The 12733-nt window shown below is 71.0% G+C and carries 9 protein-coding genes; 8 read left to right on the forward strand and 1 reads right to left on the reverse strand.

The genetic code is table 11. The features are described from left to right. The first annotated feature begins 19 nt into the window (after positions 1-19). From CRP50_RS17375 to pelG, 5 genes are read left to right on the forward strand one after another with little or no spacing between them, the layout of a single operon-like run. The gene (locus tag CRP50_RS17375; protein WP_097280456.1) at positions 20-616 is read left to right on the forward strand and encodes a hypothetical protein; all 597 of its coding nucleotides are present in this window, start codon (positions 20-22) and stop codon (positions 614-616) included. 13 nt (positions 617-629) lie between these two features. Beyond that, positions 630-2039, forward strand: a complete 1410-nt coding sequence (locus CRP50_RS17380; protein ID WP_097280457.1) for a GAF domain-containing protein — start codon at positions 630-632, stop codon at positions 2037-2039. After that, the gene (locus CRP50_RS17385; RefSeq protein ID WP_097280458.1) at positions 2036-3124 is read left to right on the forward strand and encodes a hypothetical protein; all 1089 of its coding nucleotides are present in this window, start codon (positions 2036-2038) and stop codon (positions 3122-3124) included. Before CRP50_RS17380 ends, CRP50_RS17385 begins: the two co-directional genes overlap by 4 nt. Beyond that, the gene (pelF, locus tag CRP50_RS17390) at positions 3117-4652 is read left to right on the forward strand and encodes a GT4 family glycosyltransferase PelF (protein ID WP_097280459.1); all 1536 of its coding nucleotides are present in this window, start codon (positions 3117-3119) and stop codon (positions 4650-4652) included. Before CRP50_RS17385 ends, pelF begins: the two co-directional genes overlap by 8 nt. Next, positions 4652-6031, forward strand: a complete 1380-nt coding sequence (gene pelG / locus CRP50_RS17395; protein WP_097280460.1) for an exopolysaccharide Pel transporter PelG — start codon at positions 4652-4654, stop codon at positions 6029-6031. The genes pelF and pelG overlap by 1 nt, the downstream gene beginning before the upstream one ends. Here the strand turns inward: pelG and CRP50_RS17400 are convergent. After that, positions 5992-6942, reverse strand: coding sequence for an NAD-dependent epimerase/dehydratase family protein (locus tag CRP50_RS17400; protein WP_097280461.1), 951 nt, complete (start codon positions 6940-6942; stop codon positions 5992-5994). The two genes, pelG and CRP50_RS17400, sit on opposite strands and share 40 nt — an antisense overlap. Before the next feature lie 397 nt (positions 6943-7339). Between CRP50_RS17400 and CRP50_RS17405 the strand changes: the two genes are divergently transcribed. Genes CRP50_RS17405 through CRP50_RS17415 form a run of 3 tightly spaced genes read left to right on the forward strand, consistent with a single transcriptional unit; the run spans position 7340 to position 12697 of the window. Further along, positions 7340-9091 (forward strand): peptidase domain-containing ABC transporter, encoded by a 1752-nt coding sequence (locus CRP50_RS17405; RefSeq protein ID WP_176525242.1) that lies wholly within the window; start codon positions 7340-7342, stop codon positions 9089-9091. Continuing rightward, positions 9088-11310, forward strand: coding sequence for a peptidase domain-containing ABC transporter (locus CRP50_RS17410; protein WP_097280463.1), 2223 nt, complete (start codon positions 9088-9090; stop codon positions 11308-11310). Before CRP50_RS17405 ends, CRP50_RS17410 begins: the two co-directional genes overlap by 4 nt. Positions 11311-11326: 16 nt before the next feature. Next, entirely contained in the window at positions 11327-12697 is a 1371-nt protein-coding gene (locus CRP50_RS17415) for an HlyD family type I secretion periplasmic adaptor subunit (protein WP_097280464.1), read from the forward strand. Positions 12698-12733 lie beyond the last annotated feature (36 nt).

The following is a 12733-nucleotide window of genomic DNA, read 5'->3' on the forward strand; positions in this document are numbered from 1 at the left end:
CGTCCCTGGAGCCCGCCTCATGGTCCTTCGCCTGCTGTCCCGTCTTCTTCCCGGCCGCCGCGGTGCCGTCGTCGCCGTCGCCGCCACCCTCGGCCTCGCCGCATGCGGCGGCGCCGGCGACGGCGCCGCGCTGTCCTACGTGGCACGCGACCCGGCGCCGCAGCAGACCTTCAGCATCGCCGTGCTGCCCCTGGCGAACCTCACCAACCAGACGGAAGCCGGCATGATCGTCGGCCTGCTGGTGGAAAGCGCCCTCTACGACGCCGGCCTCTTCACCCTGCGTGAAGGAACGGCCGTGCGCGCCGCCCTGGCCGAGGCCAAGATCGACGCCGGCCGCCTCGGCAACGACATCGACAGCCGCCTGCTCGCCCAGTTGCTGGACGTCGACGGCGTGCTGACCGGCGCCGTCGGCGAATACGGCTACAAGTTCAGCCTGCGCGAGGAACCGGCCGTCGGCGTGACGCTGCGTCTGGTGGACCGCGAGGGCCGCGTGCTCTACGCCTCGTCCGACGCGGAACTCGGCGGCGGCCTGCTGGCCCGCGACAGTGTCAGCCACGCCGCCGCCCGTCTGGTCGACCGCATGGTCGGCCGCCTGGCCGACGGCGTGCAGCCCTGAGGCCCCGCCGCCCATGACCGCCGCGCCGCCGCGTTCCGCCCTCGCCCCCCGCCGCGCCGCCGCCGCCCCGGCGGACACTCTGGCGGCCGTGCCCCTGCCGGAGCCGCGCCGCCGCGGTTTCCGGCTGGTGGTGCTGGTGGAGATCGGGCTGTTCCTGGCGGCCGCCCTGGCGCTCGACTGGAGCCTGTTCGACGCCGACCGCTTCACCGACGTGCAGCCACATCCGTTCTGGATCATCGTCCTGGTCGCCGCCCTGCAGTACGGCACCAACGAGGGTCTGGCGGCGGCGGCGGCGGCGACGGCGGCGCTGCTGATCGGCAACATCCCGCCGCCGACCATCGAGCAGGACATCTACGACTACTACCTCAGCCTGTCGGCCAACCCGGTCATGTGGCTCATCGCCGCCGTGCTCATCGGCGAGATGCGCAACCGCCAGATCGTCGAACGCGACCTGCTGGCCGCCCGCGCCGCCGAGGCGGAGCGCCGCAACGCCGTGCTGGCCGAGGACTACCGCCGCCTCGACGGCGTGCGCGAGGGCCTCGAGGTGCGCGTCGCCGGCCAGATGCGCACCGCCCTGACCACCTACGACGCCGCCCGCGCCCTGGAGAGCAACGGCACGGCCCAGGTGCTGCGCGGCATCACCGAGCTGATCAACGTGCTGCTCGGGCCGGAGAAGTTCTCGGTCTTCCTGCTGGAGGACGGCGCCCTGGTGGCCGCCGTCACCGAAGGCTGGAGCGCCGAAACGCCGTGGCCGCGCCGCTACGAGGCGGGCTCGCGCCTGTTCGAGCAGGTGGTCGGCCGCCAGCAGATGGTGGCGGTGACCGATCTGGCCGGGCGCCTCGCGCTGGAGGACCAGGGACTGCTCGCCGGGCCGCTGCTGGCGGCCTCGGGCGAGGTGGTCGGCATGCTGAAGATCGAGGAGATGCGGTTCCTCCAGTTCAACCCGACGGCCATGGAGAACCACCGCGTCCTGTGCGCCTGGATCGGCACCGCCTACGCCAAGGCGCGGCAGTTCGAAAGCGCCCGCCGCGACAGCCTCTTCGATCCCGAGACCAACATGTTCTCGGAAGGCTTCTACGACCGTCAGGTGACTTTCCTGTCGGCGCTGGCACGGCGCGTCGGCTTCGACGTGACGGCCGTCGTCATCTCCATCGACGGCATGACCGACGGCGACCGCGCCCAGTTCGGCCAGGTGGTGGAGGCGGTGCTGGCGTCCGTCAACGCCGTGCTGCGCACCACCGACCTCGTGTTCGACCGCCTCGGCTCCGCCCGCACCTTCGAGGTGCTGCTGCCCAACACGCCGGTGGCCGGCGCCCAGATCGTGGTCGACAAGCTGGTCGCCGACCTGGGTGCCAGGCTGGCCGAGGGCACCACGGCCAAGGCCTCGGTCACCGTCCTCTACCACCACGAGGCGCGCCGATGACGGCCGCCGCCGCACCCTCGGTCGGACCGCCGGCCGAACCCTTGCGCATCTGGGCCGCCACCGGCCTCGCCACGGTCGCGGAATGGCTGCTGTTCGCCGCCGTCGCCGGCGGGACCGTGGGACCGGCCGAGGGCACCGCCCTGCACGTCGCCCTGGTCGGCGTCGTGGCGGCGGTGGTGCAGCCGTGGCGCCGCGACGGCGGCCGGTCGCGCTCGCGCTATGCCCTGCTGCTGCTGCCGGCGGTGGCCCTGATGGGGCCGTTCGGCGCCGGCGGCATCCTGCTGTCGCTCGTCGCCTATGCCGCCATGCGCCGCCGCGCCACCTCGTTCGAGGACTGGTACCTGTCGCTGTTCGACCAGGCGGGCGAGACCGACGTCGAGCGGCTGTACGAGCGCATCGTCGCCGGCCGCACCGCCGGCGGCGGCGACGTCGCCTCCTTCGCCGACATCCTGCGCACCGGCACGCTGGCCCAGAAGCAGGCGCTGCTCGCCCTGCTGGCGCGCGACTTCAAGCCGCAGTTCGCGCCCATCCTGCTCGCCGCCCTGAAGGACCCGACGCCGGTGGTGCGCGTGCAGGCGGCCTCGGCCGTGGTCGCCATCGAGACCCAGTTCACCGACGCCACCATCGCCCTGAAGAAAGCCGCCGACGCCGCGGCCGGCGACTTCGCCGCGGTGCACGCGCTTGGCCGCCATTACGACGACTATGCCTACAGCGGGCTGCTAGACCGCGAACGCGCCCGCGAGTGCCGCGCCGAGGCGCTCGGCTCCTACCGCGCCGCGCTCGCGCTGCGGCCCGACCGCCTGGACCTGCGCGCCCGCATCGCCCGCCTGCTGCTGCGCGACGACCGCGCCGAGGAGGCCGCCGACTGGCTGAGCCGCTGCCGCGCCGAAGGCTACCGCACCGCCGAGATGGACGACTGGCTGCTGGAGTGCTTCTACCGCCTGCGCCGCTGGGACGACCTGCGCGACCTGGCGGCGGAACGCGCCGCATCAGGCGAGCCGCTGCCGGCGCCGGTGGCCGAGGCGCTCGCCCTGTGGCGGCCGCAGGCGGCGGCGTCGGTGGTGGAGGCCCCGGCCCGTGGCTGATACCCGCTTCGACGCCGACGTCTGTCTGCTGCTGGAGGGCACCTATCCCTACGTCGCCGGCGGCGTCTCGACGTGGATCCACGACCTGATCCGCGCCCAGAGCCACCTGACCTTCCACATCGTCTGCATCCTGCCGCTGCCGGCGGACCGGCCGCTCAAGTACGAGCTGCCGCCCAACGTGGTCGGCGTCAGCGACATCTACCTGCACGCCATGCCGGCGGGCCGTTTCTGGGTTCCGGGCAGCGCCGCCCTGCTGAAGCGCATCGGGCCGGCGCTGGCGGGCATCCACCGCGGCGGCGGGCTCGACGACCTGCGCACGCTGGTGGAGGCCATCGGGCCGCAGCGCGACCGCCTCGGCCGGCGGGTGCTGATCAACTCGCGCGCGGCGTGGCAGACGCTGCTCGACATGTACGAGGCGACCATGCCGGCCGCCTCGTTCCTCGACTATTTCTGGAGCTGGCGCGGGCTGGTCGGCGGGCTGCTCGCCTGCCTGCTGGCGCCGCTGCCGCGGGCGGCCTGCTACCACGCCGTCTCGACGGGCTACGCCGGCATCCTCGCCACCCGCGCCAAGCTGGAGACGAACCGGCCGGTCCTGCTGACCGAGCACGGCATCTACACCAACGAGCGCCGCATCGAGATCAACATGGCCGACTGGCTGTTCTCGGGCGCGTCCCAGGGGCTGGCGGTGGACGGCCCGCGCAACGACCTGCGCGACGTGTGGATCAACACCTTCGTCAGCTACTCGCGCGCCACCTATGCCGCCTGCGACCGCATCCTCACCCTCTACGGCGGCAACCAGCTGCTGCAGCTGGAGGACGGCGCCGACCCGGCCCGCATGCGCATCGTGCCCAACGGCATCGACGTGGAGCGCTACGCCGCCCTGCAGCGCCGCCCGCACGCGCGGCCGACCATCGCGCTGATCGGCCGCGTCGTGCCCATCAAGGACGTCAAGACCTACCTGCGCGCCTGCGGCATCCTGCGCCGTGCCGTGCCCGACCTGCGGGCGCTGGTCATGGGCCCGACCGACGAGGACGAGGACTACTACGAGGAGTGCCTGCAGATCGTCGACATGCTCGACCTGCGCGACACGGTGGAGTTCACCGGCCGGGTGCGCATCGACGACTGGTTCCCCGAGATCGACGTCATCGTGCTGACCAGCATCAGCGAAGCCCAGCCGCTGGTGATCCTGGAGGCCGGCGCCGCCGGCATCCCGACGGTCGCCACCGACGTCGGGGCCTGCCGCGAGATGATCGAGGGCCAGCCCGGCGAGGACCCGCCGCTCGGCCACGGCGGCGCCGTCACCGCCCTGTCCAACCCGCGCGCCACCGCCGAGGCGCTGGTCCACCTGCTGTCGGACACCGGCTGGCGCCATGCCTGCGGCGAGGCCATCCGCGCCCGCACGCGGGCCATCTACAACAAGGCCGTCATCGACGCCATCTACCGCGACCTCTACGCCGAGGCCGTCGCGTCGCCGCCGACGCGCATCGACACCCTGCCGGTGACCCGGCCCGAGAAGGAGACCGTGTGATGGCCGGCATCGGCTTCACGCTGCGCAACCTGACGCGCCAGGACAACGTGGTCGGCATCGTCCAGGGCTACCTCTACGCCACCTTCGTGACGTCGGGGCCGTGGCTGTTCACCATCCTCGCCCTGGCGAGCCTCAACCTGGTGGCGCAGCGCTTCGTCGACCACGGGGCGCTGTCGGTGTTCCGGCTGGTGGTGATCTACAACTTCTCGTTCTCGCTGATCCTGTCGGCGCCGGTGACCATCATCGTCACCCGCTATCTCGCCGACAGCATCTTCGGCCGCGACACCCGCGACGCGCCCGGCCTGTTCGTCGGCGGCCTGACGCTGACGCTGCTGGTGCAGGCGCCGCTGGTGGTGTGGTTCTACGGCTTCTTCGTCGACCTCGCCATGCCCGAGCGGCTGGCCGCCATGTGGAACTACTGCCTGGTCACCAGCCTGTGGATGGCCGCCGTGTTCCTGACGGCGTTGAAGGACTACCGCACCATCTCGGTCGCCTTCCTGACCGGCATGGGGGTGTCCTTCGCCTCGGCGACGCTGCTGGTGCCGCACTTCGGCGTCACCGGGTTGCTCATGGGGTTCAACGGCGGGCTCGCCATCATCCTGTTCGTGCTGATCGCCCGCATCCTGGCCGAATACCCCGGCCCGGTGCGGCGGCCCTTCGCCTTCCTGCCCTATTTCCGCGAATACTGGATGCTGGCGGTGACGGCATTCCTCGCCAACACGGCGCTGTGGGTCGACAAGTGGATCATGTGGTTCGCGCCGGAAGGCGAGGTGCTGGCCGGCGGCATGGTGTTCTACCCCCACTACGACAGCGCCATGTTCATGGCCTACACCAGCATCCTGCCGGCGCTCGCTATGTTCGTCATGCACGTGGAGACGGCCTTCTTCACAGCCTACCAGCGCTATTTCCGCGACATCGACAACCACTGCACGATGGAGCGCATCCGCCGGAACCACCGCGAGCTGGTGGCGACGCTGGTCGGCGGCCTGCGCAACATCATGGCCCTGCAGGGGGCGGTGGCGATCACCCTGGTTCTGCTGTCGCCGCGCATCTTCGAGGCGCTCGGGCTCAACTTCACCATGATCCACATCTACCGGTTCGGGGTGCTGGGATCGTTCTTCCAGGTGACGCTGCTGTCGCTGTCGACGGTGCTGGCCTACTTCGACCTGCGCACCTCGAACCTCGTGCTGCATTCATTCTACCTGAGCGCCAGCATCACCCTGACGCTGGTCACCCTGTCCATGGGCTTCCCCTACTACGGCCTCGGCTACCTGCTGGCCGGCGGGTTCGGGCTGGTGGCGGGCTACCTGATCCTGTTCGCCCGCCTGGCCGACCTGCCCTACCTGACGTTCGTCGGCAACAACCCGTCGGTGCGCTGAGACACTGCCTTCAGGGTCGCCGCCAGACCGTCGGCCAGGGTCACCTCCGCCCGCAGGCCGAGCAGTGCCGCCATGCGCGACGCATCGCCGAGGGAGGTGTGGATATCGCCGGCACGCGGCGGCGCATGGCGGATCTCCGGCGCCCGCCCCAGCACGTCGCCGAGCGCGGCGGCCAGATCGAGCAGGGTGATGGCGGTGCCGGTGCAGACGTTGCTCACCGGCGCGGTGGTATCGGCCACCTCCAGCGCCGCCCGCAGCGCCCGCACCACGTCGCCGACGTAGACGAAGTCGCGCGTCTGGGTGCCGTCGCCGTAAACCGTCAGCGGCTCGCCCCGCGCCAGCCGGTCGGCGAAGATGGAGACGACGCCGGAATAGGGCGACGACGGGTCCTGCCCCGGGCCGAACACGTTGAAGAACCGCAGGCCGCACGACCGCAGCCCGAGCACCGGCCCGGCGGCGCGGGCGTGCAGCTCGCACCCCAGCTTGTCGGCGCCGTAGGCACTGATGGGCACGGTCGGCGAGGCTTCGGTCAGCGGCACCGTCGCCGGCACGCCGTAGACCGCCGCCGAGGAGGCGTAGACCACCGGCACGCCGGCCTTCACCGCGGCGTCGAACACCGCGAGCGTGCCGCGCAGGTTGGTGTCGTGGGAGCCGACGAGGTCGCGCGTGCAGCGCTCCACCGACGCCACCGCCGCCAGATGGAAGCAGCCAGCCGCGCCGTCCAGCGCCGCGGCCATGGCGGCGGTGTCGTTGATGTCGGCGACGGTCAGCGCCGCGCCCGCCGGCACCGCCTCGCGCCGCCCGACCGACAGGTCGTCCACCACCCGCACCGCATGGCCGTCCGCCAGCAGGTGCCGCACGAGGTGGCTGCCGATGAAGCCGGCACCACCGGTGACCACGTGAATCGCCATGACATCCCGTCCCCTGTTCCGAAGGTAGAGAAGCATGCCTGCGGGGGCCGGTCGCGCCAACGCCTTTCCCCCGGAGTCGCCGAGTCGCCGCCGTCGGAGCAGCGAATCGTAAGACGCACGGCGCCGCCGCGCCGCTCCGATGGATGTGGCGGCGCCTATACTTCCGGTGCATTAACCCTTCATAAGTCTTGTCCGCCCATGATGCGGGCGGGGTGCGAAGGGGCTGGCCGGCGGCGGCCCGCGGCGACGGTACGCCGCAACTGCGGGATGTGCGCCCCCGACCCGGAGGGATAGTGGATTATGCCCTTCGACGTAATCCTGGACTTCCGTCGAGGTGGATGGGCAGTCTCAAACCGCTAAAATTTTATCCAAATTAGGACGTGGCGAGGTCGGCATCGTGAGCAAGGGTTCCCCGACGCAGGCCCGCTGGGGCGGGTGGCGCCGCTTTTCCGGGGTCGGAAAGGCGGCGGTGCCGCTCGCCATCGGCACGATCTTTCTCAACCTGCTGGGACTGGTTCTGCCGCTGTCCCTGCTGCAGGTCTACGACCGTATCATCCCCAACAGCTCCACCGGCACGCTGACGCTCATCGTCCTCGGCGTGCTGTTCGCCATGGTGCTGGAAGTGATCCTGCGCGGCGCCCGCACCGCCATCACCGGCTGGCTGGCGGCGCGGTTCGAGCACAACGCCGGCATGGCCGCCTTCGACCGCGTCCTCGGCGCCCCCGTCCACGAGGTGGAACGCGAGGGCGCCGGCGGCCTGCTGGAGCGCATGTCGGCCATCTACTCGCTGAAGGAACACTACGCCGACCAGGGCATCGCCGTGTTCCTCGACCTGCCCTTCGTGTTCCTGTTCCTCGGCCTGATCTGGCTGCTCGGCGGCGATCTGGTGTGGGTGCCGGCGGCCGTGCTGGTGCTGTTCGGCGTCATGATGCTGTGGCACGGTCGCCAGCTGCGCCGCGCCATCCGCACCTACAACGAGGTGCGCGACCGCCGCCTCAGCTTCAACATCGAGATCCTGTCGGGCATCCACGCCGTCAAGTCGCAGGCCATGGAAGGCCAGATGACGCAGCGCTACGTGCGCCTGCAGGAAGCCGTCGCCCGCGCCGACCACGACGTGGTGCTGCGCAACGCCTCGGCCCAGACCCTCGGCAACATGTTCTCGCAGATGGTCATGGTGGCGACGGTGGCGCTCGGGTCCGTCTACGTCGTCAACAACATGATGACCGTCGGCGGCCTGGCCGCCTGCACCCTGCTGGCGGGCCGCGCCGTGCAGCCGGTGCAGCGCGCCGTCGCCATGTGGACCCGCATGCAGACCGTGTCGCTGGCCCGCGAGCGCGCCTCCGGCCTGTTCGGCCTGCCGGTCGCCGAGCGGCCCGCGGCGCCCTATGTCGCGGCGCTGGCCGGCAAGCTCGAGCTGCAGGACGTGTCGTTCACCTACGGCAAGGACGCGCCGACGCTGTTCGACGGCGTGTCGCTGACCATCGAGCCCGGCGAGTGCGTCGGCATCACCGGCACCAACGGCTGCGGCAAGTCCAGCCTGCTGCGCCTCATGGCCGGGTCGCTGCAGCCCACCGCCGGCCGCGTCCTGCTCGACGGCGTGCCGCTGACCGACTGGGCGCCGGAAGCCCTGGAGCAGGGCGGCATCGGCATCCTGCCGAGCGAGGCCTTCCTGTTCCGCGGCACCCTGCTCGACAACCTGACCATGTTCCGCCGCGAGCTGCGCGAGCGCGCCCTGCAGGCGGCCTCGGACCTCGGGCTCGACGACGTGGTGGCGACCTTCCCCAACGGCTACCTCACCACCATCGCCGGCGGCGCCGCCGACGCCATGCCGCGCGGCATCCGCCAGCGCATCGCCATCGCCCGCGTGCTGGCCCTCGACCCCCGCGTCATCCTGTTCGACGAAGCCAACACCGCCATGGACGGCCCCGGCGACGAGGCGCTGCGCGCCCACCTGGAAAGCCTGAAGGGCGACCGCACCCTGGTGATGGTCAGCCTGCGCCCGTCGCTGCTGAAGCTCGCCGACCGCCGCTTCGAGATCGTCGGCGCCCGCCTGGACGCGCGGGAAGATCCCTCCCTCACCGGCCGCTTCGGCGCCGGTGCCCCCTCGGTGCGCCGGTCTTCCGGCGGTGAAGGAGCCGTCGCGCAATGACCGACGCCGTCATGACCCCCGGCGACGCCGCCGCCCTGCCGGAACCCGGCGGCTGGGGCCGCCCGCGCGAGCAGGCGGCCCTGTCGCACGAACAGATCGTGTCGGGCCGGCTCGGCGGCTTCAAGGCCGTCACCGACCTCGCCCACTGCCTGCTGCCGCTGCTCGAGGCGCTCGGCTGGGACGGCGACCCGCGGCAGGTGTCGGAGGCGCTGCCCCACTTCGCCGACCAGCTGGACCTGACCGACTTCCTCAACGTCATGGCCAACCTCGGCTGGTCGAGCCGGTCGCTGCGCGTGTCGCTGCGCGGCATGGACCCGCGCCTCGCCCCCTGCCTGTTCCTGCCCGACCGCGGCCTCGCCAAGGTGGTGGTGCGGGTGGACGAGACGGGCATGACCCTGTTCGACCCGCAGAGCCAGGACTACGTCACCCAGGCCCGCCCGCGCGGCCGCGGCCGGCTGTACGTCTTCCACCGCGACGAGGACGACGTGGCGGCCGGCACGGCGTCGCGCCAGGCGCCGAGCGAGACCTTCGTGTCCGACATGGTGCGCCGCTTCCGGCCGCTGGTGATCCGTGCCCTGCTGGTCAGCCTGCTGGCCAACGTGCTGGCGCTCGGCGTGCCGCTGTTCACCATGACGGTCTACGACAAGGTGATCGCGACGGGGTCCATGGAGCTGCTGACCAGCATGCTCATCGGCGTCGCCATCGCCCTGCTCGGCGACTACCTGCTGCGCGCCCTGCGTGCCCACATGATCGCCTACATCGGCGCCCGCCTCGACCACATCCTCGGCAACGCCGTGTTCCAGCGCCTCATCGGCCTGCCGCCGGCCTATACCGAGATGGCGAACATCAACTCCCAGGTGGCCCGCCTGAAGGACTTCGAGGTGGTGCGCGAGTTCTTCACCGGGCCGCTCGCCACCGTCATCTTCGAGATTCCCTTCGCGCTGGTCTTCCTGCTGGTCATGGCGCTGCTCGGCGGCCCGCTGGCCTTCGTGCCGATGGCCGGCGTCGCCGCCTTCGTCATCGCCGGCCTGCTGCTGCGCCCGCGCATGCGCGCCGCCGTGGCCGAAGCCGGCCGTGCCTCGTCGCGCCGCCAGGAGTTCCTGGTGGAGAGCTTCTCGCGCCTGCGCGACATCGGCGGCACCGGCGCCCGCAGCGTGTGGCGCGACCGCTACCGCGCCATTTCCGCCGATGCCGCCATCAAGGGTTTCAAGTCGGCGCAGAGTTCGGCCTTCGCCGCCGGCCTGTCGCAGGCGATCATCGTCTGCACCGGCATCGCGACCCTCGGCTGGGGCGTCACGCGCGTGCTGGACGGCGCCATGACGGTGGGCGGCCTGATCGCCTCCATGATGCTGGTGTGGTGGGTGCTGCGGCCGCTGCAGGCCGGCTTCTCCACCCTGTCGCAGATCGAGCGCATGCGCGACTCGGTGGTCCAGATCAACCGCCTCATGCGCCTGGCGCCGGAGCGGCGCGAGGGCGTCTCGGCCCAGACCGCCGCCCGCAAGGCGTGGACCGGCCGAGTGACCTTCTCCAACGTCTCCATGCGCTACGTCGCCGACAACGACCCGGCCCTGTTCGGCGTCAACCTGCAGGTGGAGCCGGGCGAGATCGTCGGCATCGTCGGGCCCAACGGCTCGGGCAAGTCGACCATCCTGAAGCTGGTGCTGGGCATGTACCGGCCGCAGGCGGGCGGCGTGCGCCTCGACACCATCGACATCCGCCAGATCGACCCGGTGGAGCTGCGCCGCAACATCGCCTACGTGCCGCAGCACTGCGAGCTGTTCTTCGGCACCATAGGCCAGAACCTGCGCCTCGCCGACCCGACCGCCACCGACGAGGACCTGCGCTGGGCCTGCACCGAAGCCGGGTGCCTGGAGGAGATCGAGGCCATGGAGCGCGGCTTCGACACCCGCATCGGCGACGGCCGCACCGCGCACCTGGCGTCCAACCTGCGCCAGCGCCTGTCGCTCGCCCGCGCCTATCTGAAGCGGGCCCCGGTGATGCTGTTCGACGAGCCGGCCAACGGCCTCGACTTCGTCGGCGACCAGCAATTCATGAAGGTGCTGGAGCGCATCCGCGGCCACGCCACCGTGTTCCTGGTCACCCACCGCCCGAGCCACCTGCGCCTGTGCGACAAGGTGATCGTCATGCACCAGGGCCAGATCCGCATGATGGGCCCCGCCAAGCAGGTGCTCGACCGCCTGCCCGCCGGCATCTTCTGAGACAGAGACGACGATCATGAGCCAGCTTTCCACCGCCCCGTCGCCCACTGTCGGAAGCCCGCGCAAGGTCCAGCGGGGCAGCCGCCAGATCCGCTACCTCGCGCAGTTCGTGCTGCTGGAGGAAAAGGGCATGTCCTGGCTGGCCGGCGCCGCCGTGCTGGTGGTGGCCGCCCTGGTCACCGCCTTCGTGGCGTGGTCGAGCCTCATCAAGATCGACGAGGTGGCGGTGGCGTCCGGCTCCGTCATCCCGCGCAGCAAGGTGCAGGTGGTGCAGCACCTGGAAGGCGGCATCGTCCGCGACATCCTGGTGGAAGAGCGCCAGGTGGTGGAGCAGGGCGCCGTGCTGGCGCGCCTGGACCCCATTCAGGCGACGGCGGAACTGGAACAGATCCGCGCCCGCCGGATCAGCCTGCAGCTGCGCGAGGAACGCCTGCGCGCCTTCCTGTTCGGCCGCGATCCGGACTTCGCCTTCGTCGAGCCGCGCTACGCCCACCTCATCGCCGACCAGGTCGCCATCTTCCGCGCCGCCAAGGACCGCTGGGACTCGCAGCGCGCCGTGCTGGAAGGCGAAATCCTGCAGAAGGAAGCCGAGGCGGACGCCGCGATGCGCCAGATGGAGGCCGTCGGCCGCCAGGTGCGGCTGCTCGGCGAGGAAGTGGAGATGCTGCGCACCCTGTTCGAACAGGGCCACGCCTCCAAGGTCCGCTTCTTCGAGATCCAGCGCGAGAAGGCCGCGGCGGAAAGCGAGATGTCGCGCCTGCAGGGCCAGCGCGACACCGCCGAGAAGGCGGTGATCGAACTGCGCGAGCGCATCGGCGACCTCGACAACAACCAGCGCCAGGACGCCGTCGGCGAACTGGGCACCGTGACGGCCGAACTCGCCCAGGTGGACGAGGCCATCTCACGCGCCCAGGACATGGTGACGCGCCTGGAGGTGGTGGCGCCGGTGAAGGGCTACGTGCAGAACCTTCAGGTGCGCAACGCCGGCACCGTCATCCCCGCCGGCGGGGTGCTGATGGAAGTGGTGCCGGTCGACGACGAGCTCCGGGTGGAAACCAAGATCGCGACCCGTGACGTTGGTCATGTGGCCGCAGGTCAGATGGTCAAGGTCAAGGTTTCCAGCTATGACTTCGTTCGCTACGGGGCGGTGGAGGGCCGCCTCGAGTACGTGTCTGCCACCACCTACGTGGACGAGCAGAACGGTCAGCCCTACTACAAGGGGATGGTGAGCCTGCCGCGGACGTATCTCGGAGAGAACCCCAACGAAAACCGCATCCTGCCCGGCATGACCGTGCAGGCGGACATCGTGACGGGTGAGAAGACGCTGCTGCAGTACTTGTTGAAGCCGATCTACGTGTCGCTGGCCCACGCCTTCCGCGAACGCTGAGCGACCTAACCAATCCGTGCGGGATGGGCGCCGGGG

It is taken from the genome of Caenispirillum bisanense (genome assembly GCF_900230255.1).
In the GTDB taxonomy this organism is placed as follows: domain Bacteria; phylum Pseudomonadota; class Alphaproteobacteria; order Rhodospirillales; family Rhodospirillaceae; genus Caenispirillum; species Caenispirillum bisanense_A.

Coding starts and splice junctions, on each gene's coding strand:
- CRP50_RS17415 (WP_097280464.1), top strand. CDS start 11,327: ATGAGCCAGCTTTCCACCGCCCCGTCGCCCACTGTCGGAAGCCCGCGC.
- CRP50_RS17385 (WP_097280458.1), top strand. CDS start 2,036: ATGACGGCCGCCGCCGCACCCTCGGTCGGACCGCCGGCCGAACCCTTG.
- CRP50_RS17410 (WP_097280463.1), top strand. CDS start 9,088: ATGACCGACGCCGTCATGACCCCCGGCGACGCCGCCGCCCTGCCGGAA.
- pelG (WP_097280460.1), top strand. CDS start 4,652: ATGGCCGGCATCGGCTTCACGCTGCGCAACCTGACGCGCCAGGACAAC.
- CRP50_RS17400 (WP_097280461.1), bottom strand. CDS start 6,942: ATGGCGATTCACGTGGTCACCGGTGGTGCCGGCTTCATCGGCAGCCAC.
- CRP50_RS17375 (WP_097280456.1), top strand. CDS start 20: ATGGTCCTTCGCCTGCTGTCCCGTCTTCTTCCCGGCCGCCGCGGTGCC.
- CRP50_RS17380 (WP_097280457.1), top strand. CDS start 630: ATGACCGCCGCGCCGCCGCGTTCCGCCCTCGCCCCCCGCCGCGCCGCC.